Origin of the sequence: Streptomyces sp. NPDC094034 (assembly GCF_040303865.1) — a bacterium.
Classification (GTDB): domain Bacteria; phylum Actinomycetota; class Actinomycetes; order Streptomycetales; family Streptomycetaceae; genus Streptomyces.
On the sequence record NZ_JBEOUD010000051.1, the window covers coordinates 30,548 to 55,975 of the forward strand.

At 69.5% G+C, this 25,428-nt stretch carries 21 protein-coding genes; 10 read left to right on the forward strand and 11 right to left on the reverse strand.

Translation table 11 applies throughout. From position 1 onward, the window contains the following. Positions 1–298 precede the first annotated feature (298 nt). The gene (locus ABTZ59_RS31815; RefSeq protein ID WP_351421339.1) at positions 299–838 is read left to right on the forward strand and encodes a hypothetical protein; all 540 of its coding nucleotides are present in this window, start codon (positions 299–301) and stop codon (positions 836–838) included. A 60-nt stretch (positions 839–898) separates the two neighbouring features. On the opposite strand, the gene ABTZ59_RS31820 is transcribed toward ABTZ59_RS31815, so the two are convergent. After that, complete coding sequence (locus tag ABTZ59_RS31820; protein ID WP_351421344.1) at positions 899–1,300, reverse strand: DUF192 domain-containing protein; 402 nt, start codon at positions 1,298–1,300, stop codon at positions 899–901. A 126-nt stretch (positions 1,301–1,426) separates the two neighbouring features. Here ABTZ59_RS31820 and ABTZ59_RS31825 point away from each other — a divergent pair, with 126 nt between their 5' ends. Beyond that, positions 1,427–2,398: a prepilin peptidase gene (locus tag ABTZ59_RS31825; protein ID WP_351421348.1), complete on the forward strand. Its 972-nt coding sequence runs from the start codon at positions 1,427–1,429 to the stop codon at positions 2,396–2,398. Positions 2,399–2,520: 122 nt separating this feature from the next. Further along, positions 2,521–3,306, forward strand: a complete 786-nt coding sequence (locus tag ABTZ59_RS31830) for a class I SAM-dependent methyltransferase (protein ID WP_351421354.1) — start codon at positions 2,521–2,523, stop codon at positions 3,304–3,306. 413 nt (positions 3,307–3,719) lie between these two features. Here the strand turns inward: ABTZ59_RS31830 and mgrA are convergent, their stop codons facing one another. Continuing rightward, positions 3,720–4,757, reverse strand: coding sequence for an L-glyceraldehyde 3-phosphate reductase (gene mgrA / locus ABTZ59_RS31835; protein WP_351421359.1), 1,038 nt, complete (start codon positions 4,755–4,757; stop codon positions 3,720–3,722). Between the two features lie 149 nt (positions 4,758–4,906). Here mgrA and ABTZ59_RS31840 point away from each other — a divergent pair, with 149 nt between their 5' ends. The 5 genes from ABTZ59_RS31840 to ABTZ59_RS31860 all read left to right on the forward strand — a co-directional run bounded on the left by ABTZ59_RS31840 (position 4,907) and on the right by ABTZ59_RS31860 (position 10,797). Further along, complete coding sequence (locus ABTZ59_RS31840) at positions 4,907–5,668, forward strand: isoprenyl transferase (protein ID WP_351421443.1); 762 nt, start codon at positions 4,907–4,909, stop codon at positions 5,666–5,668. A 373-nt stretch (positions 5,669–6,041) separates the two neighbouring features. Beyond that, positions 6,042–7,376: an RNA 5'-3' helicase PhoH2 gene (phoH2, locus tag ABTZ59_RS31845; protein WP_351421364.1), complete on the forward strand. Its 1,335-nt coding sequence runs from the start codon at positions 6,042–6,044 to the stop codon at positions 7,374–7,376. A gap of 388 nt (positions 7,377–7,764) precedes the next feature. After that, positions 7,765–8,475 carry an aggregation-promoting factor C-terminal-like domain-containing protein gene (locus tag ABTZ59_RS31850; RefSeq protein ID WP_351421368.1) on the forward strand — a complete coding sequence of 237 codons (711 nt, stop codon included), beginning with the start codon at positions 7,765–7,767 and terminating at the stop codon, positions 8,473–8,475. 154 nt (positions 8,476–8,629) lie between these two features. Next, entirely contained in the window at positions 8,630–10,036 is a 1,407-nt protein-coding gene (locus tag ABTZ59_RS31855) for an AI-2E family transporter (protein ID WP_351421380.1), read from the forward strand. Then, positions 10,033–10,797: a hypothetical protein gene (locus ABTZ59_RS31860; RefSeq protein WP_351421383.1), complete on the forward strand. Its 765-nt coding sequence runs from the start codon at positions 10,033–10,035 to the stop codon at positions 10,795–10,797. The genes ABTZ59_RS31855 and ABTZ59_RS31860 overlap by 4 nt, the downstream gene beginning before the upstream one ends. Positions 10,798–10,942: 145 nt before the next feature. On the opposite strand, the gene ABTZ59_RS31865 is transcribed toward ABTZ59_RS31860, so the two are convergent. Further along, positions 10,943–11,491: an alkyl hydroperoxide reductase gene (locus tag ABTZ59_RS31865; protein ID WP_351421386.1), complete on the reverse strand. Its 549-nt coding sequence runs from the start codon at positions 11,489–11,491 to the stop codon at positions 10,943–10,945. Positions 11,492–11,497: 6 nt separating this feature from the next. Next, entirely contained in the window at positions 11,498–12,052 is a 555-nt protein-coding gene (locus ABTZ59_RS31870; RefSeq protein ID WP_351421391.1) for a peroxiredoxin, read from the reverse strand. 156 nt (positions 12,053–12,208) lie between these two features. Here ABTZ59_RS31870 and ABTZ59_RS31875 point away from each other — a divergent pair, with 156 nt between their 5' ends. Then, on the forward strand, positions 12,209–13,207 hold the full coding sequence (locus ABTZ59_RS31875) for a hydrogen peroxide-inducible genes activator (RefSeq protein ID WP_351421399.1): 999 nt from the start codon (positions 12,209–12,211) through the stop codon (positions 13,205–13,207). 95 nt (positions 13,208–13,302) lie between these two features. On the opposite strand, the gene ABTZ59_RS31880 is transcribed toward ABTZ59_RS31875, so the two are convergent. Beyond that, positions 13,303–13,665 carry a type II toxin-antitoxin system antitoxin gene (locus ABTZ59_RS31880; RefSeq protein WP_351421447.1) on the reverse strand — a complete coding sequence of 121 codons (363 nt, stop codon included), beginning with the start codon at positions 13,663–13,665 and terminating at the stop codon, positions 13,303–13,305. Then, positions 13,611–14,558: an SPFH domain-containing protein gene (locus tag ABTZ59_RS31885; RefSeq protein WP_351421403.1), complete on the reverse strand. Its 948-nt coding sequence runs from the start codon at positions 14,556–14,558 to the stop codon at positions 13,611–13,613. The genes ABTZ59_RS31880 and ABTZ59_RS31885 overlap by 55 nt, the downstream gene beginning before the upstream one ends. 252 nt (positions 14,559–14,810) lie before the next feature. Between ABTZ59_RS31885 and ABTZ59_RS31890 the strand changes: the two genes are divergently transcribed. Continuing rightward, a complete protein-coding gene (locus ABTZ59_RS31890) occupies positions 14,811–17,069 on the forward strand; it encodes a transglycosylase domain-containing protein (protein ID WP_351421408.1) in 2,259 nt (752 codons plus the stop codon). A gap of 115 nt (positions 17,070–17,184) precedes the next feature. On the opposite strand, the gene ABTZ59_RS31895 is transcribed toward ABTZ59_RS31890, so the two are convergent. The 5 genes from ABTZ59_RS31895 to ABTZ59_RS31915 all read right to left on the reverse strand — a co-directional run bounded on the left by ABTZ59_RS31895 (position 17,185) and on the right by ABTZ59_RS31915 (position 25,076). Beyond that, positions 17,185–18,648, reverse strand: a complete 1,464-nt coding sequence (locus ABTZ59_RS31895; protein ID WP_351421411.1) for a catalase — start codon at positions 18,646–18,648, stop codon at positions 17,185–17,187. A 216-nt stretch (positions 18,649–18,864) separates the two neighbouring features. Beyond that, on the reverse strand, positions 18,865–20,742 hold the full coding sequence (locus ABTZ59_RS31900) for a SpoIIE family protein phosphatase (RefSeq protein ID WP_351421414.1): 1,878 nt from the start codon (positions 20,740–20,742) through the stop codon (positions 18,865–18,867). A gap of 376 nt (positions 20,743–21,118) precedes the next feature. Beyond that, complete coding sequence (gene fomD / locus ABTZ59_RS31905; RefSeq protein WP_351421418.1) at positions 21,119–21,793, reverse strand: cytidylyl-2-hydroxypropylphosphonate hydrolase; 675 nt, start codon at positions 21,791–21,793, stop codon at positions 21,119–21,121. 51 nt (positions 21,794–21,844) lie between these two features. Beyond that, entirely contained in the window at positions 21,845–23,242 is a 1,398-nt protein-coding gene (locus ABTZ59_RS31910) for a class II fumarate hydratase (RefSeq protein WP_351421423.1), read from the reverse strand. Positions 23,243–23,411: 169 nt separating this feature from the next. Then, complete coding sequence (locus ABTZ59_RS31915; RefSeq protein ID WP_351421429.1) at positions 23,412–25,076, reverse strand: fumarate hydratase; 1,665 nt, start codon at positions 25,074–25,076, stop codon at positions 23,412–23,414. Positions 25,077–25,428 lie beyond the last annotated feature (352 nt).

Here is a 25,428-nt window from a genome sequence, read left to right on the forward strand (position 1 = left end):
CGCACCGAAGGCGGGCGGGAGCGGGACATCCCCGGTCCGGGGCAGGACGCGCCGGGGACGGTACGGCGTGGCGTCCTGGCCGCCGTGACCGCCGCGCTCGCGCTCGGGCTCACGGGCGCCTGCGGAGGCGGAGAGCACGGCGACGCCGAGGAGACGGGCGGCGAGGCCCCCCGCACCGCACCCTCGGCCTCCTCCCCGGCCGTGTCCTCGCCCGCGGCTCCTTCCGTCGCCGCAACCCCCCCGCCCGGGGCTCACCGGCATCGGAGCGGGCGACGGAAAGGTCCTCACGCAGGGCGAGTTGGACCGGGCGATTCTCGTCGACGGCGATGTGCCGGGTTTCACGTCCGGTCCGATGGACGCCCCGCCGCCACGGGGCGAGACCGCCGACCGGAGCGAGTGCCTGCCCCTCACCGCCGTACTCAACGGCAAGCCGGAACCGCTCGGGAAGGCCGTCGCGTACCGCCAGCTCGTCGGCCCCGACAACGACCGCCCCGCCGTCTCCGAATTCCTCACCACCCATGGCGTACGGGACGCGAGCACCCTGCTCAACCGGTTGCGGGCCGCCATCACGGCGTGCGCGGACGGGTTCACCGCCTCCGGCGGCGACGGTCCCTCGAAGTACACGGGCGTCAAGCAGCTGAGCCCGGTCAAGGCGGGCGACGACGCGGTCGCCTATCAGCTGACGGGGGACTTCGAAGGCGATCCGGTCCCGCTCGTCTTCCATCTCGTACGGGTGGGCGGCACGGTGGCCACCTTCTACACGGCGAACTTCGAGAGCGGCGCGACACCGACGATGCCACCGGCCTTGATCGCCGCCCAGGCCACCAAGCTCAGCTAGGGCCACCGAGCTCACCGAGCCCATCTGGGCCACGAGGCTCACCTGGGCCACCGAGCCCACCTACGCGGAGCCGTCCGCGTCCCCGTACCCGTCCCCGTCCCTGTCCCCGTCCACGTTCACATTCAGCCGCACCCCCGGCCGCACCCCCCACCGCTCCATCGCCCCGCCCTCCGCCTCCAGCACATGGCGGGCCCGCCAGCGCGGCAGGGGCATCCGGCCCGGCTTCAGCGTGTGGACCTCGATGACCTTCAACTCCTTGTCCAGATAGGCCACATCGATGGTGAAGCGCATCCTGAAGGTGTGCACGCTGTTGCACGGGGTGATCAGCAGCGCGCCCGCTGTCCCGTCACGTCCGAGCAGCCCGCGCCGCCGTGTCCCGTACGACGCGGCGATCTCCAGCTCCACCGGAACGTCCTGCCCCGCGACCGTCAAACGCCCTGTGCCGTTACGCCAAGTGCCCATGGCCGTAGACCGTAGCGCTCGGAGTCCGGCCGCGCGCCCCCGGCCGCCGGAGATGGGTCCCTGGGCGCCGAGAGTGGGCCCCTGGACCCATGACCGGGCCCGGCGGGGGGTCTTAGGGTCGGTGTTGTGTACGCCACGCTGATCGTCGTCGCCGTGCTCTGGGGCGCCGCCACCGGACTGCTCCTTCCGCGTGCCGCCTACCGGCTCTCCGTCGAGCCGGAGGACCCGTGGCGGGACAGCTGCCCGGCCGGACACCCGATCACGGGGCCCGTCGGCGGGTGGCTGGGCGGCGCGACGTGTACGAGCTGCGGGCCGGCCGAGCCGTCCGGTACGCCGGAGAGCTCCGGTGCCGACGTCAAAAGCCCTGGCGTCGGCACCGGCCGCACCGCCGCCGGTGCCGGCACCAGATCAGCGGCCGGTTCCATCGACGCGGCGGCCGACGAATCCCGTACCGGTGCCGGTGCCGGTGCCAGTGCCGGTGCCGGTGTCGGTGCCAGTGCCCGCGCTCGCACCGGTTCCCGTCCCGGCGTCCGCTACGCGCCCGCCCTCCTCGTACCTCTCCTGACCGCCCTCGTCTGCGCGGTCCTCGCCGCCACCACCGGCCCCCGCCCCGAACTCGCCGTATGGCTGCTGCTCGCGCCCTTCGCCGTACTGCTTGCCCTCGTCGACCGTGCCGTCCACCGGCTGCCGGACCAGCTGACCCTGCCGCTCGCGGGGGCGGCCGTCGTGCTGCTGGGACTGGCCGCGCTGGTTCCCGACGGGGGAGACGGCGGCACGGGCTCCGGCGGCTCGTGGCCGACCGCGCTGCTCGGCGGACTCGCCCTCGGCGCCTGCTACTTCGTGCTGTTCCTCATCAACCCGAACGGCCTGGGCTTCGGCGATGTCAAGCTCGCCCTCTCGCTCGGCGTCGCGCTCGGCTGGTACGGCTGGACGGTCCTGTTCGTCGGGGCCTTCGTCGGCTTCCTGCTGGGCGCGCTCTACGGGTTCGGGCTCATCCTGCTGCGCCGGGCCGGGCGCAAGTCCGCGTTCCCCTTCGGCCCCTTCATGATCGTCGGCGCGCTGGTCGGTATCGTCCTCGGCGCACTCGCCGCCGCGTGACGGACCGCCGTACGTCCTGTAGTACGACCGACCGCCGTACGTCCTGTACGACCGACCCCCGTACGACCCGTGCCGCCCGAAAAGCGTTCGCGGGCGCGGAGCGCCGCTGCCACGATCACCTCATGTCCGCCGACCCCCGCCCCCGCACCTTCGACGAGCTGATCGCCGAGGCCGAGGCCGTCCCGGTCGACGGCTGGGACTTCTCCTGGCTGGACGGCCGGGCCACCGAGGAGCGCCCCGCCTGGCGCTACGCCCGGTCGATGGCGGACAGGATGGCCCGTGCCACCGCCGCCCTGGACATCCAGACCGGTGGGGGCGAAGTCCTCGCGTCCGTGCCCAGGCTTCCGCCGCTCACCGTGGCCACCGAGTCCTGGCCGCCGAACGTGACCCACGCCACCGCCCTGCTGCACCCGCTCGGCGTCGCGGTCGTCGCCGCCCCGGACGAGCCGCCGCTGCCCTTCGCGGACGGCGCGTTCGATCTGGTCGTCAGCCGCCACCCCGTACACGCCTGGTGGACGGAGATCGCGCGGGTCCTGCGCCCCGGGGGCCGCTACTTCTCCCAGGAGGTCGGCCCGGCCAGCGTCTTCGAACTCGTCGAGTACTTCCTGGGGCCGCAGACTCCCGAGGTACGGTCCGCCCGCGACCCCGAGCGGGCCAGGGAGGCGGCCGAGGCGGCGGGCCTGGACGTGGTCGATCTGCGCGCGGCCTCCCTCCGTACGGAGTTCCGCGACATCGGGGCCGTCGTCTACTTCCTGCGCAAGGTGATCTGGATGGTGCCCGGCTTCACCGTCGAGCGGTACCGCGACCGGCTCGCCGCGCTGCATCTCCGTATCGAGGCCGAGGGGCCCTTCGTGGCGACCACGACGCGCTTCCTCATCGAGGCGGTCAAGCCCGCCCCCGGTCTCTGAGCCGCCGACGTCAAGCCGGCTCCCACGCGGAGGTCGCTCCCGAGGGTCACGGCGCGGAGTGGCATCTACTCGCCACTCCGAGCGCCGGAACCCCCGAAATGCCTGGTACTCAGGGCCCCGCACGGTCGGCCGCCGTTTTCGGAGCGCCGGCACGGCCAGTCGCGGCGCCCACCACGAGTTATGAAGGGTTATGGTGGAAACCCCCCCTCGGGCCGGTCCGTATCCCCCCCACGGACCGGCCCGTTTTCTGTTCACAGCCGCACAGCCGCACAGCCGCACAGCCGCACAGCCGCACAGCCGCACAGCCGGTCGGGGGCGCACAACCGGTCGGGCGGTCGGACGCCCGCGCAGCCGCACAGCCGGCCGGACGCCCGCGCAGGCGGCTCCGCCCCCGGCGACCGCCCAGGGGGGTGTCAGCCCCGGCCGGCCCAGATGTTCGTGCCCGCCGTGTCCACCGCGAAGCTGTCGATCTCCGCCAGCTCCGCGGCGGTGAGCTCCGGCCCGGCCAGCGCCGCGACGTTCTCCTCCAACTGCTTCGTACTCGACGCCCCGATCAGCGCGGATGTCATCCGCGGATCACGCAGCACCCACGTCAGCGCCAGTTGCGCCAGCGACTGACCGCGTCGCCGAGCGATCTCGTGCAGCCCGTTCAGCCGCCGCACGACCTCGTCCGACAGCAGATCCGGGTCCAGGGACTTGCCCTGGGTGGCCCGCGACCCCTCCGGGATGCCCTTCAGGTACTTGTTCGTCAGCAGCCCCTGGGCGAGCGGCACGAAGGAGATACAGCCCATCCCGGCCGCCTCCAGGGTGTCCAGCAGCCCGTCGTCCTCGGTCCAGCGGTTGATCATCGAGTACGAGGGCTGGTGGATGAGCGCGGGCACGCCCATCTCCTTGAGCAGCCGGGCCGCCTCGGCGGTCTGCTCCGCGGTGTACGACGACACACCGACGTACAGCGCCTTGCCCTGCCGCACGGCGGAGGCCAGCGCCCCCATCGTCTCTTCCAGCGGGGTGTCCGGGTCGAATCGGTGGGAGTAGAAGATGTCGACGTGGTCGAGCCCCATCCGCTTCAGGGACGCGTCCAGCGAGGACAGCAGATACTTACGGGAACCCCATTCACCGTATGGGCCGGGATGCATCAAATAACCGGCCTTGGTCGAAATGATGAGTTCATCCCGGTAGGCCGAGAAGTCCTGCGCGAAGAGCTTGCCGAAATTCAGCTCGGCGGATCCCGGGGGCGGGCCGTAGTTGTTCGCGAGATCGAAGTGCGTGATGCCGAGATCGAAGGCGCGGCGCAGGATCGCGCGCTGCGAATCGAGGGTCCGGTCGTCGCCGAAGTTGTGCCAGAGGCCGAGCGAGATCGCGGGCAGTTTCAGGCCACTGCGTCCGCTGCGCCGGTACTCCATGGAGTCGTACCGGTCGTCGGCTGCGAGGTAAGAGGGAAAATCAGTCACGCTTCTCTGCTTATCACGTACTTGTGACAGACCGGGTTGGGTCAGTGTGGGGCCCGCGCAGTAATGTGACGGCTTCGGGGTCCCCGGGCCGGCCCCAGGATCCCGTCAGTGGACGCGCCGGTCCCCATGGAATCGAGAGGGTGGACTCAGTGAACCTGCGCGACCTGGTGTATCGGCTCTACGCACGCCGGGTGGAAGGCCGCCTCGACCACACCCAGGTGCCCAAGCACATCGGAGTCATCCTCGATGGCAACCGTCGCTGGGCGCGGGCGGCCGGCGGCACGGCCGAGCAAGGACACAAGGCGGGCGCCAACAAAATCCAGGAACTGCTCGGCTGGTGCTCGGAGACCAATGTCGAGGTGGTCACCCTGTGGCTGCTCTCCACGGACAATCTCGACCGCCCCGAGAACGAGCTGACCCCCCTTGTCGGCATCGTCGAGAACGCGGTCCGCGATCTGGCGGCCGACGGCCGCTGGCGCGTGCATCACGTCGGTACGCTCGATCTGCTGCCCGCCCATACGCAGACCGTTCTCAAGGAGGCCGAACAGGCCACCATCGGCAATGAGGGAATACTCGTCAATGTCGCCGTGGGCTACGGCGGCCGACAGGAGATCGCGGACGCGGTCAGCTCCCTTCTGATGGACCACGCGAGCAAGGGCACCTCATTCGAGGACCTCGCCGAGATCGTCGACGTCGATCTGATCTCGTCCCATCTCTACACCCGCGGCCAGCCGGACCCCGATCTGGTCATCCGCACCAGCGGTGAGCAGCGTCTCTCCGGCTTCATGCTCTGGCAGAGCGCCCATTCGGAGTACTACTTCTGCGAAGTCTTCTGGCCGGCCTTCCGTAAAGTCGACTTTCTGCGCGCACTGCGCGACTACGCCGCACGTCACCGGCGCTACGGGACCTGACCTCCCCTTCTCCCGTAAGGACGCCGCGAGCCGACCACGTGGCGCCGCCCGGAGCCCGGCCGATTCCGCCGGGCCGGTCCGCTCGCTTCACCCACGGTTCATCCACCGTCCGCTCTACGCCCTGGCATGGCGGCGCGTGTTCGAGGGAATACCTCCCCCAGGTCGACGTCCAAAACAAGTCAGTGGGCGTCGGATCTCAGCGGACGGCATGGGGCCGTCCGCCCGGGAGGCCCTTTGCACCAGGACGACCGTGCGCCGAGTCGTACGGGCGACATGGAGGGCCGGAGTCCGGCCCGCGTATGGGGTCAGGACCCGGCCCACCCGCCCGCGACGCCGTCGCACCCCGACCTCATCCGAGGGGGTACGTCCTTCCGTGGTGACCAGCACAAAGCGCCGCATGCCCGACAGGCGCACCTACGTTCTCGACACCAGCGTCCTGCTGGCCGATCCGAACGCCATGTCCCGCTTCGACGAGCACGAAGTGGTGCTCCCGATCGTGGTGATCACGGAGTTGGAGGCCAAGAGACACCATCCGGAGCTCGGCTACTTCGCCCGGCAGGCGCTGCGCCTGCTCGACGACTTCCGTATCCGGTTCGGCCGTCTCGATGCCCCCATCCCCCTGGGCGACCTGGGAGGCACGCTTCGCGTCGAGCTCAACCACTCTGATCCCGGCATCCTGCCCGCCGGCTTCCGCTTGGGGGACAACGACTCGCGGATTCTCGCGGTGGCCCGCAATCTGCAGGCCGAGGGGTACGACGTGACGGTCGTCTCCAAGGATCTGCCGCTGCGGATCAAGGCGTCATCGGTCGGACTGCTCGCCGAGGAGTACCGCGCCGAGCTCGCCATCACCGAATCCGCCGGCTCCTCCGGCTGGACGGGGATGAGTGAGCTGTCGCTCGCCGCGGATCAGGTGGACCTTCTGTTCACCGAGGACTCCCTCTATGTGCCCGAGGTGAGCGACCTGCCCGTACATACGGGTCTGGTGCTCCAGTCCGAGCGCGGCAAGGCGCTCGGCCGGATCACCGCGGAGGGCCATGTCCGGCTCGTCCGCGGGGACCGCGAGGCCTTCGGGATCCATGGCCGCAGCGCCGAGCAGCGCATCGCCCTCGATCTCCTTCTCGACCAGGACATCGGCATCGTGTCGATGGGCGGCCGGGCGGGCACGGGCAAGTCGGCGCTGGCCCTCTGCGCGGGCCTGGAGGCGGTGCTGGAGCGCAGGCAGCATCAGAAGGTGATGGTCTTCCGGCCGTTGTACGCGGTCGGCGGGCAGGAGCTGGGCTATCTGCCCGGCACCGAGGCCGAGAAGATGAGCCCGTGGGCGCAGGCCGTCTTCGACACGCTCTCCGCGGTCGCGGGCCGTGAGGTCATCGAGGAGGTGCTGGGGCGCGGGATGCTCGAAGTGCTGCCGCTCACGCATATCCGCGGCAGGTCCCTGCACGACGCGTTCGTCATCGTCGACGAGGCCCAGTCCCTGGAACGGAACGTACTGCTGACCGTTCTGTCCCGTATCGGGGCCAACTCCCGGGTCGTACTCACCCATGACGTCGCTCAGCGCGACAATCTCCGTGTCGGGCGTTACGACGGAATTGTCGCTGTCGTCGAGAAGCTCAAGGGTCATCCGCTCTTCGCGCATGTCACGCTCACGCGCTCCGAGCGTTCACCGATCGCCGCGCTCGTGACCGAAATGCTGGAGGACGGTCAGATCTAACCCCGTATCACCACACTTGGCGCCGCCCGGCGAAAGCGTAGAAGCTTAGCCGGGCGGCGCTGTGCCGCGCCGCTATTTCCGTGATTCTCCTGAGGCAAACAAGGTGTGAGCTTTCCCACCCAACGAAGAATTGCCACCCGCCGTGACCTTCCGGCAGAGTCTTGCTTCCGTCAGGCCCCGCATGCGGCACACGCGCATCTCCAGAGATGCGGCACCACACAACTCAACAACTGCCGCCGCATGTCGCCCGCGCACCACGCGGCGATCCCCGCAGGGGGGTTGCCCACCGGGCCCGTGTCTCCCGTGACCCAGCAGTACGGAGACCAGTGCCAGGGGCACGATTGCGTCCGCGAGGTCACGTGTGCGGATGTTGCTGGAAGGACACCGTGTGAGCCGGATCTCGGTCCGGGGATTCGCCGTGGCATCTGCCACTGCGGTCACCACCGTTGGCGCTGTCGTGGGTGTTGCCTCGGGCGACCCCCAGGTCTCGGACGATAATTTCGAAACGGCCGCAGCCGACATGACGCTCCTCGCTGACATCCCCGCGGGCCAGCAGGCCCAGGTGCAGACCGCGTCGCTGACGCAGCAGGCCGAGGTACAGGCCGCCGCCGCCGACGCGACCGCGAAGAAGTCGGCGGAGGAAGCGGCCCGTATCCAGGCTGCCAAGGACGCCAAGGCGAAGAAGGAGGCCGCCGACGACGCGGCCGAGCGCGAGCGAGAGGCGAAGGAGGCCAAGGAGCGCGCGAGCCGTGACGCGGCCCGTTCCCAGACCGCTTCCGCCGGTTCCTTCGCCACGCAGTCCTCGTACACCGTCGCCGAGGTCAAGGCGATCGCACGGCAGATGGTCCCCGCCGACCAGTTCCAGTGCTTCAGCAACATCGTGAACCACGAGTCCACCTGGAACTACAAGGCACAGAACCCGTCTTCCGGCGCCTACGGTCTCGTCCAGGCGCTGCCCGGCTCCAAGATGTCCTCAGCCGGCGCCGACTGGCAGACCAACCCGGCCACCCAGATCAAGTGGGGCCTGAACTACATGGACGGCCGTTACGGCAGCCCCTGCGGCGCCTGGTCGTTCTGGCAGGCCAACAACTGGTACTAGGTCGGGTGAGCCGGCCGAAACCGGTCCCGCCGGCGCTCAACCTCACGAAGCCCCCCGCCGTCCTACGGCAGGGGGCTTCGCGCGTGTACGGTCGATTCGAACGTGCTCCGGGCGAGTGAGTTGGGGACAAGCGCAGGGGGGAAGAGGAAGTTTCATGTCGAAAGTGCCCGCATGGCTCGGTCAGGTCGGGGCCGAACTGACCCGTATAGGCGAGCGCCTGGACCAGCGGAGGACCGAGGCCGAGGAGGAGCGGCCGGTTCCCCGGACCGCGCCCGAGAGCGTCCCCCCGCCCCCGGTGTACGCACCCTCCGTGGGCGCCAAGCCCGACCCGGTCGCCGCCATCCCCTGGGGGATGCGGGTCGCGGGCGAGGCGGCCTGGCGGCTGCTCGTCCTCGCCGGGCTGCTGTGGGTGCTGATGCGGGTCATCGGCGCCGTACAGCTGGTCGTCATGGCCTTCGCCGCCGGTCTGCTGATCACGGCGCTCCTCCAGCCCACGGTCGCCTGGCTCAAGCGGTACGGGATGCCGCGCGCACTGGCCACGGCCGTCACCGCGGTCGCCGGGTTCGTCCTCATGGCGCTGGTCGGCTGGTTCGTGGTGTGGCAGGTCATGGAGAACATCGACGATCTCTCCAACCGGGTCACGGACGGTATCAACGAGCTGAAGCGCTGGCTCCTCGACAGCCCGTTCCATGTGACCGAGGGGCAGATCAACGACATCGCGAAGACCCTGAGCGATGCCGTCGGCTCCAACACCGAGAAGATCACATCCGCTGGGCTTCAGGGCCTGACCGTGATCGTCGAGTTGCTGACCGGCATCGTCCTTGCGATGTTCTCGACGCTCTTCCTGCTGTACGACGGCAGGAAGATCTGGCACTGGACGCTCAAGTTCGTCCCCGCCCAGGCCCGTGAGGGCGTCGCGGGAGCCGGGCCGCGCGCCTGGAGCACCCTGACCGCGTATGTGCGCGGCACGGTCCTGGTGGCGCTGATCGACGCGCTCTTCATCGGTCTGGGGCTCTATTTCCTCAATGTCCCGCTGGCCGTGCCGCTCGCGGTCTTCATCTTCCTCGGCGCCTTCATCCCGCTGGTGGGCGCGCTGGTGTCGGGCGCGCTGGCCGTGGTCGTCGCGCTGGTCACGCAGGACGTGTTCACGGCGCTGATGGTCCTGTGCGTGGTCCTCGGGGTCCAGCAGATCGAGGGGCATGTGCTCCAGCCCTTCATCCTGGGCCGTGCGGTACGGGTGCATCCGCTCGCCGTCGTGCTCTCCGTCGCGATGGGCAGTCTGGTCGCCGGTATCGGCGGGGCGGTGGTGGCGGTGCCGCTGGTGGCGGTGACCAACACGGTCGTCGGCTATCTCCGGGCGTACAGCGCGGAACGGACCGTGCCGAAGCTCCCGGCGCAGGACCCGGTCGCGCCGTCGTCGTCCCCCTCGGCCGCGCCCGCTTCCCCGTCCCCGTCCTCGTCCCCGTCCCTGTCGTCCGCGTCCGGGGAGGCGCCGGAACCGCCGGCCGCGACACCGTCGGCCAGGCCCGCCACCGCCGAGGCCGCGGACGGCCGGGAGTGATCTCCGAGCCGGAGCTGGCAGATGAGGACGGCGGCGCTCCCCGGCCGCCCGACCGGTCCGAGACGTATGTCGTCGGCGACGACGACGTATCGCGTCGACGGAACGCGCGGGCGCTGTCCCCGCGCGGCGTACGGTGGCTCTGGGCCCTCGGCGGCGCGCTGGCCGCCTCCGCGGTCTGGGCGGGCGGGCTGTACGCGTACGACCGGACCGGAGCGGATCTGCGCGGCTACCGGATCAGCGAGGACCTGTGCCTGGACGCCGATCTGTCCGCGCTCTCCGAACTCCTCGGCGGAAAGCGCTCCCCGCAGCCCGCCGTGGAGGAACAGCGCGCGATAGACCGGTCGTTCTGCGATGTCACGATGATGAGGGGACGGCCGCGCGAGGTGAAGGACGACGCCCTGCCGTCGTCGTACTCGTCCGTCGTCGTCAACTACACCCTGCACAAGGAGACCGACCCGGCTCCGGAGTTCGACGCGACACTGACTCCGCTCGCGCACTCCCGGATCGTCGACCGCAAGACCAAACGGATTCCGGAACTGGGCGAGCGCGCCTATCTGATGACGGATTCCGCCGGATACACCCCGGAGCTGAAGGTCCTGGACGGCCGGGCCGTGTTCTCGATCGAGGTCAGGAGCGAGTACGTGGCCGAAGGCCCGCACGGCACCGGACCACCGGCGAAACCGGAGCGGGTCGACCCCGACGCCCTCGAACTCGCCCTGGTCGAGGACATGAAGACGCTGATGGCCGCGGTCAAGAAGTGACCTCGGTGGGCCGCGCTGAAGCGGTCGGCCCCCTGCCCACCACGGCCGGGTGGCGGACAGGGGGCCGAGCCTCACATACGTGTCGGCGGCGTGCAGGGGGCCGAGCCTCACATACGTGCGGGTGACGCGATGGTGCGGACGGGCCCTACTCGGCGAGTACGTCCCCGGCGAGCACGGCCTCGGCGTCGAGCGTCGTGCCGACCGCCTGGATCACCGCGGCGATCTTGAAGGCTTCCTGGATCGTCTCGCGGTCCACCCCGGCCGTACGGAGCACCTGCTCATGCGAGTCGAGGCACTGGCCGCAGCCGTTGATGGCGGAGACGGCGAGCGACCACAGCTCGAAGTCGATCTTCTCCACACCCGGGTTGCCGATGACGTTCATCCGCAGACCGGCCCGCAGCGTCCCGTACTCGGGGTCCGACAGCAGATGCCGGGTCCGGTAGAAGACATTGTTCATCGCCATGATCGCGGCGGCCGACTTGGCGGCGGTGTACGCCTCGGCGCTCAGATTCGCCTTCGCCTCCGGCTCCAGCTCGCGCAGCACCCGCGCCGAGCGTGAGGCGATCGCGCAGGCCAGCACCGTGCCCCAGAGCCGCTGCGCCGGCAGCCCGCTGTTGCCGATGACCGAACCGAGGTTCAGCCGCAGGTCCTTGGCGTAGTCCGGCAGGGCCGACTTCAGTTCATCGAGGGCCATCGGGGATCACTCGCCCGACAGGAGCTTGACGGGGTCGAGGGTGCTCTCGCCCTTGTTCCAGTTGCACGGGCACAGCTCGTCGGTCTGGAGCGCGTCGAGCACCCGCAGGACCTCCTTGGGGTTACGGCCCACGGAACCGGCGGTCACCATCGTGAACTGGATCTCGTTGTCCGGGTCGACGATGAAGACGGCGCGCTGCGCGAAGCCGTCCGCGCCCTCGATGCCGAGGTCGCGCATCAGCTCGTGCTTGGAGTCGGCGAGCATCGGGAAGGGCAGGTCGCGCAGGTCCGGGTGGTCCTTGCGCCAGGCGTGGTGCACGAACTCGGAGTCGCCGGAGAAGCCGAGGATCTGCGCGTCGCGGTCGGCGAACTCGTCGTTCAGCCGGCCGAAGGCCGCGATCTCGGTCGGGCACACGAAGGTGAAGTCCTTGGGCCAGGCGAAGACGACCTTCCACTTGCCCTCGTAGGTCTTGTGGTTGATCTCCTCGAACTCCTTGCCCTTCTCCAGCGAGACACAAGCAGTCAGTTCGAACGAGGGGAACTTGTCACCAACGGTGAGCACGAGCGCTCCTTGCGGGGGTAGGAAGTCCCTTTTGGGGTCTTCCGGGCGGTTGGACGGCTCACTGATGGTGGCACAGTCAGCATTGATCAAAGAAATAGCTAGACTCGGTCGCCGTGATCGGAGGTACCTATCAGTGAGGTCGGTTCAGTGGGGTCGGTGTCCGTCGGGCAGTACATCAGACAGCCGGGTGCGCGGGGCAAACAGCCCAGCCTGTCCCAACTGCGCGCCTTCGCGGCGGTGGCCGAGCATCTCCACTTCCGGGACGCGGCCGCCGCCATCGGGATGAGCCAGCCGGCGCTCTCCGGCGCCCTGTCGGCGCTGGAGGAGGTCCTCGGCGTACAGCTCGTGGAGCGTACGACCCGTAAGGTGCTGCTCTCCCCGGCCGGTGAACGGCTCGCGGTCCGTGCGATGGCCGTACTGGACGCGGTGGGCGCGCTGGTGGACGAGGCCGAGGCGGTACGGGCGCCCTTCACCGGGGTCCTCAGGCTCGGCGTGATCCCGACTGTCGCGCCGTATCTGCTGCCGACCGTGCTCCGGCTCGTCCACGAGCGCTACCCGGAGCTCGACCTCCAGGTGCACGAGGAGCAGACCTCGTCCCTGCTGGACGGCCTGGCGGCCGGCCGGCTCGACCTGCTGCTGCTCGCCGTACCGCTCGGCCAGCCCTCGGTCACCGAACTGCCGCTGTTCGACGAGGACTTCGTCCTGGTCACCCCCGACGGCCACCCCCTCGGCGGCTGCCACGACCTGCCGCGCGAGGCGCTGCGCGAACTGCCGCTGCTGCTCCTGGACGAGGGCCACTGCCTGCGCGACCAGGCGCTGGACATCTGCCGGGAGGCGGGCCGCGCCGACGGTCTGCCGGTGACGACCACGGCGGCCGGCCTCTCGACGCTGGTGCAACTCGTCGCGGGCGGCCTCGGGGTCACGCTGCTGCCGCGTACGGCCGTACAGGTCGAGACCGGCCGCAACGACCGGCTCTCCACGGGCTACTTCGCGGACCCCGCCCCGGCGCGCAGGATCGCGCTGGCGATGCGTACGGGCGCGGCACGGGGCGGGGAGTTCGAGACCTTCGCGGACGCGCTGCGTGAGTCCCTGCGAGCCCTTCCGGTACGTCCGACGGCGTCACCGAAACCGAAGCGCGTGCCGCGCCAGGGCTGACACCGCCCCGTCACCGCCGTACCGCCGTCGTGGCACCTCACACCGCGTCTGTACATCAGGTGTACAGAGCGCCCATGGTGACCCTCCGAGGGGGGTCACTCCGGCTCGGGTGGTACCGCGGTGGCCGCGGTGGCCGGTTCCGTACCCGTTGACGGAGCTGACGCGTCTACCGGGGCACCTGTCGGCGCGTCTGCGGCCGGCGGCGCCTTCCGGTCCGTCTTGCGTGGCCGCCCCCGGCGTGGGATCGGTGCCGTGTTGGCGGGCAGTCTGCCCGCCTCGCCCAGGGCCCGGCGGAGCAGGAACTCGATCTGCGCGTTGGCGCTGCGCAGTTCGTCGGACGCCCATCTGGCGAGGGCGTCGTACACCGCCGGGTCCAGTCGCAGGAGAACCTGCTTGCGTTCGGTCACTGGTAGAGAGTGCCCGTGTTCACGACCGGCTGGGCGGCCCGGTCTCCGCAGAGCACGACCAGTAGATTGCTCACCATCGCGGCCTTGCGCTCCGAGTCCAGTTCCACGATGTCCTGCTCGGTGAGGCGGGTGAGTGCCGCCTCGACCATGCCGACCGCGCCGTCCACGATCAGCCGGCGGGCCGCGACGACGGCGCCCGCCTGCTGGCGCTGGAGCATCGCCGAGGCGATCTCCGGCGCGTAGGCGAGATGCGTGAAGCGGGACTCGATGATGTGGACACCGGCCGCCTCCACCCGCGCGTGCAGTTCGACGGCGAGCTTCTCGGTGATCTCCTCGGCGTTGCCGCGCAGCGAGAGACCGGACTCCTCGTGGGCGTCGTACGGGTACTCGATGGCGATATGCCGTACGGCCGCCTCGGTCTGCGTGGAGACGAACTCCAGGAAGTCGTCCACCTCGAACATCGCCTGCGCGGTGTCCTCGACCTTCCAGACCACGACCGCGGCCAGCTCGATCGGGTTGCCGTAGGCGTCATTGACCTTGAGGACGGCCGTCTCGTGGTTCCGTACGCGCGTCGAGATCTTGGTGCGGGAGGTGAGCGGGTTCACCCAGCGCAGTCCGTCCGTACGGATCGTGCCGCGGTAGCGCCCGAAGAGCTGGACGACCCGGGCCTCGCCCGGGGCCACCATGTTCAGTCCGCACATCGCGAAGAACGCGGCGATCGCGACGAGTACGCCGAGCACGATCAGGGCCGCCTTCAGTCCGGCCGAACCGACGGTGGCGCCCAGGAAGACCAGGGCGACGCCGGCGACGAGACCGAGCAGTCCGAGCAGCAGGGCGAGCCCGCCGCCGATGCTGTGGGCGGGATTCTCCCGGACCCGTGGTGCGGGCATCTCGGGTATGTCGTCCGACGCGGGTGTGCTGACGGTGGTGCTGGTGGAGGCCATGATCCATCCCCGTTTCCGGTCCACTTCCGCCGATCGGCGGTAGCTAGCATTGTGATTACACATTATGCCAGACGCAACCATCCGGAGCTCCCGTGAGTCGATTCAGGTGGGATAGGTGCTGATTGTCACGTCCTAAAAGACCTGATCGGTTGCCCTTTGTCACAGCAAGCGGTGTTAGCTTGCTGAGCTGATTCCGGTGCGTGAGCAGCTACGGACGAGTCCTGACGAACAGGAGAGCGGAGCGAGACGGAGATGGGCCGAGCGGAAGCCAGACGGGCGAGCCGGCGCGGAGCGCGCCGCGCCGGGAAACCGGGCGGCATACGCCGCTTCTTCACGCTGAAAAGACTGCTCGGTACGTTCTTCGGGCTCTGTCTGCTCGCCATGGGCGGGCTGTTCGTGCTCTATCTGCTGGTCCCCGTGCCGAGCGCCAACGCGCAGGCCGAGATGCAGAGCAACGTCTACAAGTACAGCGACGGCACGATCCTCACCCGCACCGGCGAGATCAACCGCGAGATCGTCGGCCTGGAGAAGATCCCCAAGGACGTCCAGCACACCTTCGTCGCCGCCGAGAACAAGTCCTTCTACCAGGACTCCGGCGTCGACATCAAAGGCACGACCCGCGGCCTGATCAACACCCTCTCCGGCAAGGGCAAGCAGGGTGGCTCGACCATCACCCAGCAGTACGTGAAGAACTACTACCTCAATCAGGACCAGACGATCACCCGCAAGCTCAAGGAGCTGGTGATCTCCCTCAAGGTGGACCGGAACACGAGCAAGAGCGAGATCCTGGCCGGGTACATGAACACCAGCTACTACGGCCGCGGCGCGTACGGCATCCAGGCCGCGGCCCAGGCGTACTACGGGATCGACGCCTCCGCGCTGAACCTCTCCCAGGGCGCGTATCTCGCCGCGCTGCTCCAGGCACCCAGCCAGTACGACTGGGCGGCGGCCACCGACACCGGCAAGAAGCTGGTCACCGAGCGCTGGAACTATGTCCTGGACAACATGGTCGAGCAGAACTGGCTGGATTCCACCACCCGCTCGGGGCTGAAGTTCCCGGTGCCGGGGGCACCGAAGGCCGCCCCCGGGATGGAGGGCCAGGCCGGCTATCTCGTCGAGGCCGCCAATGACGAACTGGAGCGCCAGGGCGTCGACAAGGCGGAGATCGCCAAGGGCGGCTGGACGATCACCCTCAATATCGACAAGAAGCGGCAGCAGGAGCTCGTCCAGTCCGTCGACAAGCAGCTGGAGAGCAAGCTCGACCGCAAGAACAACAAGACGGACGCGACGGTGCAGGCCGGCGCCACCTCCGTCGACCCGAAGACCGGCCGGGTGGTCGCGCTCTACGGCGGTACGGGCGCCACCGAGCACTGGATATCCAACGCCACCCGCACTGACTACCAGCCCGCCTCGACCTTCAAGCCGGTCGTGCTCGCCTCGGCGCTGGAGAACGGCGCCGAGACCCAGGACGGCCGGAAGATCGGCGTCAACACGCGGTACGACGGCACCAGCGAACGGCCGGTCGAGGGCAGCGACACCCCGTTCGCCCCGCAGAACGAGGACGACCGCTCCTACGGCAGGGTCAGCGTCCAGACCGCCATGAACAAGTCCATCAACTCCGTCTTCGCACAGATGGTCGTGGACGTCGGCCCGCCCGAGGTCAAGAAGACCGCCCTGGATCTGGGGATGCGGGACAAGGGCTTCCCCGAACGGCCCGCGATCACCCTCGGCACGATGAACGCCTCGACCTGGGACATGGCGGGGGTGTACGCGACCCTCGACAACCACGGCAGGAAGATCACGCCGACGATCGTGAAGTCCGCCGAGCACAAGGACCGTACGGTCGAGATCCCCGACCCGGTCGGGGATCAGGTGGTCAGCCGGCAGACGGCCGACACCGTCACCGGCGTCCTCCAGGGCGTCGTCGACAACGGTTCGGGGTACGAGGCCGACACCTCGGCCTATGACGCGGCGGGCAAGACCGGTACCTCCGAGAACAACAAGTCGGCGTGGTTCGCGGCCTACACCCCGCAGCTCACCACGGTCGTCGCGCTGTTCGGCGAGTCCACCAAGGACGGCGGCGGGCAGGTCACGCTCACCGGTACCGCCAACTCCGGCCGGGCCAACGGCGGCGGCTTCCCCGCCCGGATCTGGGCCGACTACACCCTCGACGCGCTGAACGGCGGCTCGGACGCCACGTTCGACCTGGACATCCCGGTGCCCGTGCGCGAGACACCGTCGGCGCCGGTGGAGCCGAGCGGCCCGGAGAACACCCCGTCCACGGACCCCTCGCAGCCGACACCCTCGGAGCCCGTCCCGTCCGACTCGGCATCGGTCCCGTCCCCTTCCGAGTCGCCCGGGGAGAGCTCACCGAGCACGGAGCCCGGCGGAGGAGACCCGAGCGGACCGGGGTCCAGTGAGTCGAGCGGCGCCCCGCCGGGTCATGACGGCCCCAACGACCCCAACGGTCCCAACGGCCCCAACAACGGACCGGCGTTGAACGGCCTGTAACGCGGTCGCCTGGGACAGCGGCGAACGCGGTCGCCGTCGCCGAAGAACAGCGGCGCCGACGGACGCGGTCGCCGGACGCACGCTGATCCGTGCGTCCGGCGACCGCGTCCCTACGTCAGCCGCCGTTCGCCTTGTGGGCGATCCGGTCGCCGATCTCCTTGTCGATATTGCGCCAGTACTGGAGCGCCCGGTCCAGCACAGGACGTGACACGCCCTGCGCCAGATGCCCGGAGACATTCGACACCAGCCGGTCGCGCGCCGCGTCGTCCAGCACCTGACGGACCTGGGTGCCCGCCTGGCCCCAGTCGTCGTCCTCGCGGTGCAGCTTGTACGCCTCGCGCACCATCTCACCGGCCGCCGCCCAGCCCGCCGGGTCGCCGAACCGGTCCACGTCGGCCGCGGGGCCGCCGTACGAGTTCGGCGCGTACGGCCTCGCCGCGTTCGCCGCCTCGTACCGCATCGGACCGTCCTTGGCGTACGAGTTCACCTGCGAGCGCGCCCTGTTGGGCGGCAGCTGGGCGTAGTTCGGACCGATCCGGTAGCGGTGCGTGTCCGGGTACGAGAAGAGCCGGCCGAGCAGCATCTTGTCCGGGGACGGGCCGATGCCCGGCACCAGATTCGAGGGCTCGAACGCGGCCTGCTCGATATGGATGAAGAAGTTGTCCGGATTCTTGTTGAGCGTCATCCGGCCGACATCGATCAGGGGGTAGTCGCCGTGCGGCCACACCTTCGTCAGATCGAACGGATTGAAGCGGTAGTCCGCGGCGTCCTCGAACGGCATGATCTGGACCTTCAGGCTCCAGGTCGGCGCGTTCCCGGACTCGATCGACTCGTACAGATCACGGCGGTGGTGGTCACCGTCCGAGCCCGCCATCTCGTCGGCGTCGGCCTGGGTGAGACAGCCGATGCCCTGATCGGTCTTGAAGTGGTACTTCACCCAGAACCGCTCACCGGCGCCGTTCACCCACATATAGGTGTGCGAGCTGTAGCCGTTCATGTGGCGGAACGACTTCGGGATGCCACGGTCGCCCATCAGCCAGGTGACCATGTGCGCGGACTCGGGGGAGAGCGTCCAGAAGTCCCACTGCATGTCGTTGTCGCGCAGCCCGGTGGCCGGGTGGCGCTTCTGGGAGCGGATGAAGTCCTGGAACTTCATCGGGTCGCGTACGAAGAAGACCGGCGTGTTGTTGCCGACCATGTCGTAATTGCCGTGTTCGGTGTAGAACTTCAGCGCGAAGCCACGGGGGTCGCGCCAGGTGTCGGGCGAGCCGAGCTCGCCCGCGACCGTGGAGAACCGGGCCAGCATGTCGGTGCGTTTGCCCGGCTGGAAGAGGTCGGCCTTGGTGAACTGGCTGACGTCATTGGTCACTTCGAAGAATCCGTAGGCACCCGCGCCCTTGGCGTGGACCACTCGCTCGGGGACCCGTTCCCGGTTGAACTGGGCCATTTTCTCGATGAGGTAGTGGTCCTGCATCAGGATGGGGCCGTCGGGGCTGATGGAGAGCGAGTGCTCGTCGCTCTCCACCGGAATGCCGGCGTTGTTGGTCGTGTAGGGAGTCTTGGGGGTGGACCCGGACACGAGCGGCCTCCCGTCGATGGAGAGCCCGGGAGAGGGGAGGGCCAGCTGACCAGTGAGTGATCACGGGCCCTGTCCCGGGCTGGGACAGCGGTCACTACGGCCGCCTGCCCCAGCTAACCTCTACGACACCTTGTCGGCAACATATGCGTTTCGGGGGATATCGCCGAGTTCGTCCCGCTCTCCGTCCCGCTCGATGCCGCGCCCTACGCTCGCGCCCTACGACCGCGCGGGGATCTCGAACCAGACCACCTTTCCGGTGGACAGCCGGGTCGCTCCCCAGCGCCGCGCCAGCCGGTTGACCAGGAACAATCCCCGGCCGCCCTCGTCGGTGTCACGGGCCCGCCGCTGCCGGGGCAGCTGCGGTGAATCGTCCCCGACCTCGCAGCGCAGTACGTCCGTACGGAGCAGCCGCAGCGTCACCGGGCGCTCCGCGTACCGCACCGCATTGGTCACGACCTCGCTGATCAGCAGCTCGACGGAATCGCTCAGCTCCTCCAGGTCCCAGCGGGCCAGCGCACGCCTGGCCAGCCGCCGCGCCCGGCCCGGAGCCGCGTCCTCCGGTTCCAGGAACCAGTACGCGACATCACTGGGCGCGATCCCGTCGAAGCGGGCCGCGAGCAGCGCGATGTCATCGTCCCGGTCGCCCGGACCCAGAACATCGAGGACATCGTCGCAAAGCGCCTCCAGCGGCGGCGAATGGTCGGGCCCGGTCAGCTGCGCGGTGGCCGCGAGGCGTTCCCGCAGCTGCTCGATCCCCGTCCATACGTCACGCAGCCGGGACTCGACGAGCCCGTCCGTGTAGAGAAGCAGGGTCGCCCCGGCGGGCGCGTCCAGCTCGACCGCCTCGAAGTCCACCCCGCCGACCCCGATCGGCGCGCCGGGCGGCACCCGTAGCACCTCCGCCCGGCCGCCCAGATGCAGCAGTATGGGCGGCGGATGACCGGCGTTGGCGATGGTGATCCGGTGCGAGACCGGGTCGTACACCGCGTAGAGGCAGGTCGCCATCCGGTCCGTGCCCAGCCGCTGCGCCTGCTCGTCCAGATGGTGCAGCACCTCCTGCGGCGGCAGATCGAGACCGGCGAGGGTCTGCGCGGTCGTCCGCAGCTGGCCCATGATCGCCGCGGAGGTCATGGAGTGGCCCATGACGTCGCCCACGACCAGCGCGACCCGGCTGCCCGGCAGCGGGATCGCGTCGTACCAGTCGCCGCCGACCCGCGCGGTCTCGGCGGCGGGCAGATAGCGGGAGGCCAGCCGTACGCCGGTCGGCTGGGGCAGATTCTCCGGCAGCATCGTGCGCTGGAGCTCGTCCGCGATATACGCCTCGCGGCCGTACAGCACCGCCTTGTCGATGCCCAGCGCCGTATGCGTCGCCAGCTGCGCCGCGACCAGCAGATCGTTCGGCTCGAAGGCGGCGCGGTCCGGTCTGCGCAGGAAGACCGCGGCACCGATGACCCGCCGCCGGCCGCGCAGCGGCGCGAGGATCGCGCGATGCCCGGACGGTACGGTGCGATCGGCGCCGAGCAGCTCGGGCAGCGCGGCGCGGGCCGCGGCCGAGTCACCGAAGACCGGACGCACGCCCCGCAGCACCTCGGAGAGCGCGCCGCCGGAGCGCACCTCGCACAGCTCGGCGGCCGGCATCACATCCGACTGCGGGTCGAGGATCGGCAGCCGCAGGCCCTCGCTGAACTGGAGCGGGATACCGCCGCCGCCCTCCGTGTCGTCGTCGGTCAGCCGCAGCCGGTCCGTGCGCCGCAGCCGCAGGACGAACGGAGAGACCGGGCGCTCGTCACCGACGGGGAGCGGATCGCGCAGATAGACGAGTATGGCGTCGGAGAACGTCGGTACGGTCGCCCGGCACAGCCCGAGCACGATCTCGTCCAGGTCTATGCCGCGGGCGATCCGCCGGGTCGCGGCCCCCACGAAGCGCAGCCGGTCGCCCTCGCGCCGCGCCGTCGCCACGGGGTCGGGCGCCGGCGCCGGCACCGCGGGCTGCGGCACGGCGGAGGCACCGGCCTCCTGTCGCGGCCTGGTGCGTTCCTGCGGCCGGGCAACCAGGGGCTGCCGGCCTTCGTGGGAGGGGGGATGCTCCGTCACGCGTGGGATTCCGTCCGTCCGGGCCGGGGGTGCGAGGCGATCGTTTCGACTGGCGAAACTACCGCGCGGCAGGCGGCGTCGACAGGGCGGCAGCCCTTACGCACGGCTCCACCCCCTCGTAGTGGCTCACGGTCGTTGTTGTGCGGTCGTTGCGGGCGAACAGTGTGACCTGTGGTGTTCGGGTGCGGTGTGACCAAAGGTCAGTTGGCTTTCCGTACCGGTCTGTTGCCCCGCTCCGGTCTTCCGGAGGACGATCCTACGTTTCAACCCCGGGGGCGTATCAAGGATCTCACGACGTCGTATGCGTCCGAGCGCGTTCCCGGACGTGAATCGGTCACTTCACGGCGGCCCGGTTCCTGTCCGGCCGTGACGTGCCTCAGGGCCTCAGCCGCGCCGCCGTACGGTCCCAGTCCTGGGGCAGCTGGGGCACCGGCCAGTGCGGCTCGGGCCGCCAGTGCTCCCAGCCGCCGCTGAACGGGGCGTCCCAGGCGCTGATCACCTCGACCGCCGCGCGCCCGGCCTCCCGGACGCGACGCGCCTGCTCCGGGGCCATCAGACCATCCTGCTGTGCCTGCGCGAACTCGTCCTCGTCACGCCAGCGCCAACTGCGGTCCGGATAGACGTCGATATCGAGGAAATGGTCCTCGGAGTCGACGCCCCCGGCCCATCGCGTACGCGGCTCCTCCAGGTTCACGTACCAGTTCTGGAACCGCCAGCCGCGCTCCCACCACAGCCACACCGACCAGGGCTCGCCCGGTCTGGCCAGCTTCAGCACGCCCATTCCGTACCACCGGTCGCGCACCACCGTGCGCGGTTTGGTGTAGCGGGTGGCCAGCGGCTCGCGGTGGACCGGGGTGCCGTCCGCGAGCGCCGGCCGCACACACGGGGTGTCCGGCGCGAGCCAGGCCGCGAGCAGGTCGTCGGTGTCCTGCACGACCGTGACAGGACGGCAGATGTGCACGCGGTCCCCGGCGTTCTCCCGGTACCGCCACAGAATCTGTGTGCCGGGCGCCCAGCGCTGCCCGTTCGTCGCCCTCACCGTCGCTGTCATGCGCAGATTTTAGGCCTTGGCGTCCGGGGCGCCACGGCACACCTCACGTATTCACGGGCGCGTCATCCGCAGCACATCCAGCGCCTCGTCGAGCTGCTCCAGGGTGAGATCCCCGCGCTCCACATAGCCGCCCGCCAGAACCGTCTCGCGGATCGTCAGGTGCTCGGCGAGAGACCTCTTGGCGACCTTCGCGGCCTCCTCGTACCCCAGGTACTTGTTCAGTGGGGTGACGACGGACGGCGACGACTCGGCGTACTCACGGGCCCGCTCGACATGGGCCGTGATGCCGTCGACCGTACGGTCCGCGAGTAGCCGGGAGACGTTCGTGAGCAGCCGTACGGACTCCAGGAGGTTCTTGGCGATCACCGGGAGCATCACGTTCAGCTCGAAGTTCCCGGCGGCGCCGGCCGTCGCGACCGTGGTGTCATTGCCGGTGACCTGCGCGGCCACCATCAGCACGGCCTCCGGGATCACCGGATTGACCTTGCCGGGCATGATCGAGGAGCCGGGCTGGAGATCCGGGAGGCTGATCTCGGCCAGTCCGGTGCGCGGGCCCGACGCCATCCAGCGCAGATCGTTGGCGATCTTGGTGAGGGAGACGGCGAGCGTACGGAGCTGCCCCGAGGTCTCCACGAGTCCGTCGCGGGCGCCCTGCGCCTCGAAGTGGTTACGGGCCTCCGTCAGCGGCAGCCCGGTCGCGCGGGCCACCTCCGCGATGACGGCCGCGGAGAAGCCGGGCGGCGTGTTGATGCCGGTGCCCACCGCCGTACCGCCGAGGGGCAGCTCGGCGAGCCGGGGGAGCGAGGCGGTCAGCCGCTCGCCCGCGTAGCGGATCTGCGCGGCGTAGCCGCCGAACTCCTGGCCCAGGGTGACGGGCGTGGCGTCCATCAGATGCGTACGGCCCGACTTCACGACGTCCCGGAACTCCGCCGCCTTGCGCTCCAGGGCGGCGGCGAGATGGTCGAGCGCCGGCATCAGCTCAACGGTGACGGCGGCGGTCGCGGCGATATGGATGCTCGACGGGAAGACGTCGTTGGAGCTCTGCGAGGCGTTCACATGGTCGTTCGGGTGGACCTCACGGCCGAGACGCTCGGTGGCGAGCGTGGCGATCACCTCGTTGGTGTTCATGTTCGAGGAGGTACCCGAACCCGTCTGGAAGACATCCACCGGGAAGTGCTCGTCCCAGCGGCCGTCGGCGACCTCGGCCGCCGCGTCCTGAATGGCGCCCGCGATGTCCTTGTCGATCACGCCGAGATCGGCGTTGACCTTGGCGGCGGCGGACTTGATCCGGGCCAGGGCCTCGATGTGCGCGCGTTCCAGCCGCTGTCCCGAGACGGGGAAGTTCTCCACCGCGCGCTGTGTCTGGGCACGCCACTTGGCGTGCGCGGGGACCCGTACCTCACCCATGGAGTCGTGCTCGGTCCGGTACTGGCTCTCGTCGGTCGTCATCGTCGTCTTACCTCCTGCAAGGGTGAGCGTCCCGCTGATCCGATGTGTTCCCCCCGGTGCGTTCCGCTGCGTTCCCTCGCGAGTGTCGTGGCGACGGGAGCGCCCTCCCCGGAGGAAGGCCGGGGAGGGCGCGTCGAGAGGGCCGTGCGTGGCCCGTGTGGCGAAGGCGTCAGGCGAGACCCGGGCCGCGCACCGGAATGCTGGTGAACGTGGGCGCGGGGGCCGGCTCGGTGAAGAAGTCGTTGCCCTTGTCGTCCACGACGATGAACGCGGGGAAGTCCTCCACCTCGATCTTCCAGACCGCCTCCATGCCCAGCTCCTCGTACTCGACGACCTCGACCTTCTTGATGCAGTCCTGGGCGAGCCGGGCGGCCGGGCCGCCGATCGAGCCGAGATAGAAGCCGCCGTGCGCAGCGCAGGCGTCGGTGACCTGCTTCGAGCGGTTGCCCTTGGCGAGCATGACCTTCGAGCCGCCCGCCGCCTGGAACTGCTCCACGTACGAGTCCATCCGGCCTGCGGTCGTCGGGCCGAAGGAACCGGAGGCGTACCCCTCGGGCGTCTTCGCCGGACCCGCGTAGTAGACCGGGTGGTCCTTCAGGTACGGGGGCATCTCCTCGCCCGCGTCGAGCCGTTCCTTGATCTTGGCGTGCGCGATGTCACGGGCCACCACGAGCGTTCCGGTGAGCGAGAGCCGCGTCTTGACCGGATACCTCGTCAACTCGGCGAGGACGTCGTCCATCGGACGGTTGAGGTCGACCCGGACGACCTGTCCCTCGTCGAGGTGTTCGTCGGTGGTCTCCGGGAGGAAGCGCGCCGGGTCCTTCTCCAGCCGCTCCAGGAAGACGCCCTCGGCGGTGATCTTCGCGACGGCCTGCCGGTCGGCCGAGCAGGAGACGGCGATCGCGACCGGCAGCGAGGCGCCGTGCCGCGGCAGTCGCACCACCCGTACGTCATGGCAGAAGTACTTGCCGCCGAACTGCGCGCCGATACCGATCTTCTGCGTCAGCTCGAAGACCTTCCGCTCCAGTTCCTCGTCACGGAAGCCGTGGCCGGTCGGGGAGCCCTCGGACGGCAGCTTGTCCAGGTAGTGCGCGGAGGCGTACTTCGCGGTCTTGAGCGCGAACTCGGCGGACGTACCGCCCACCACGATCGCGAGGTGGTACGGCGGGCACGCGGCCGTACCGAGCGAGCGGATCTTCTCCTCCAGGAACTTCATCATGGCGGACTCGTTGAGAACCGCCTTGGTCTCCTGGTAGAGGAACGACTTGTTGGCGGAGCCGCCGCCCTTCGCCATGAAAAGGAACTTGTACGCGCCGCCGTCGGTCGCGTACAGCTCGATCTGCGCGGGCAGGTTCGAGCCGGTGTTCTTCTCCTCCCACATGGTGAGCGGAGCCATCTGCGAATAGCGCAGATTCAGCTTCGTGTACGCGTCGTAGATTCCGTGCGAAAGGGCTTCCTCGTCGCCGCCGCTCGTCAGTACGTGCTGCCCGCGCTTGCCCATCACGATCGCGGTACCGGTGTCCTGGCACATGGGCAGGACGCCCGCGGCGGCGATATTCGCGTTCTTGAGGAGGTCGAGCGCGACGAACTTGTCGTTCGAGGACGCCTCGGGGTCGTCCACGATCCTGCGCAGCTGGGCGAGATGGGCCGGTCGCAGATAGTGCGAGATGTCGTGCATCGCCTCGGCGGCCAGCGTACGCAGGGCCTCCGGCTCGACCTTGAGGAACGTACGGCCGTCGGCCTCGAAGGTGGAGACACCTTCCGCGGTCACCAGCCGGTACGGCGTGGTGTCCTCTCCCAGCGGAAGCAGATCCGAGTACGCAAACTCCGGCATTACGGCCATTCCTCACTCGACAGACAGCGGCGTGGCCTCCATTGGCGACGCGCTACGCGCTCTCCAGCGTAGGGCGCGGTGCGGACGGCGATGCTGTGAGGTACGGCTCAGGTGCTGTGAGGTGAGGCTCAGTGGCCGAGGTTCGCGGGTGCCGGACGGATTCGCGGGTGCCGGACGGATACGGGGTTTTGATTGTCACGGGTTCGAGACGCCTCCGCTACACGCCCGAAGGGCCTGCCCCCTAGGGCCTTTCGTTTGGATCTTGCCGGGCTCGCGTGCCCTGGCACCGCGCCTCGCCGCGTTGTCGTCGGTCGCCTACGCTCCGCGTGGGCTCCCTCCTCCGCCTTGCGAT

Coding starts and splice junctions, on each gene's coding strand:
- ABTZ59_RS31830 (WP_351421354.1), top strand. CDS start 2,521: ATGTCCGCCGACCCCCGCCCCCGCACCTTCGACGAGCTGATCGCCGAG.
- ABTZ59_RS31885 (WP_351421403.1), bottom strand. CDS start 14,558: ATGGCCTCCACCAGCACCACCGTCAGCACACCCGCGTCGGACGACATA.
- ABTZ59_RS31915 (WP_351421429.1), bottom strand. CDS start 25,076: ATGCCGGAGTTTGCGTACTCGGATCTGCTTCCGCTGGGAGAGGACACC.
- ABTZ59_RS31865 (WP_351421386.1), bottom strand. CDS start 11,491: ATGGCCCTCGATGAACTGAAGTCGGCCCTGCCGGACTACGCCAAGGAC.
- ABTZ59_RS31890 (WP_351421408.1), top strand. CDS start 14,811: ATGGGCCGAGCGGAAGCCAGACGGGCGAGCCGGCGCGGAGCGCGCCGC.
- ABTZ59_RS31820 (WP_351421344.1), bottom strand. CDS start 1,300: ATGGGCACTTGGCGTAACGGCACAGGGCGTTTGACGGTCGCGGGGCAG.
- fomD (WP_351421418.1), bottom strand. CDS start 21,793: ATGACAGCGACGGTGAGGGCGACGAACGGGCAGCGCTGGGCGCCCGGC.
- ABTZ59_RS31855 (WP_351421380.1), top strand. CDS start 8,630: ATGTCGAAAGTGCCCGCATGGCTCGGTCAGGTCGGGGCCGAACTGACC.
- ABTZ59_RS31910 (WP_351421423.1), bottom strand. CDS start 23,242: ATGACGACCGACGAGAGCCAGTACCGGACCGAGCACGACTCCATGGGT.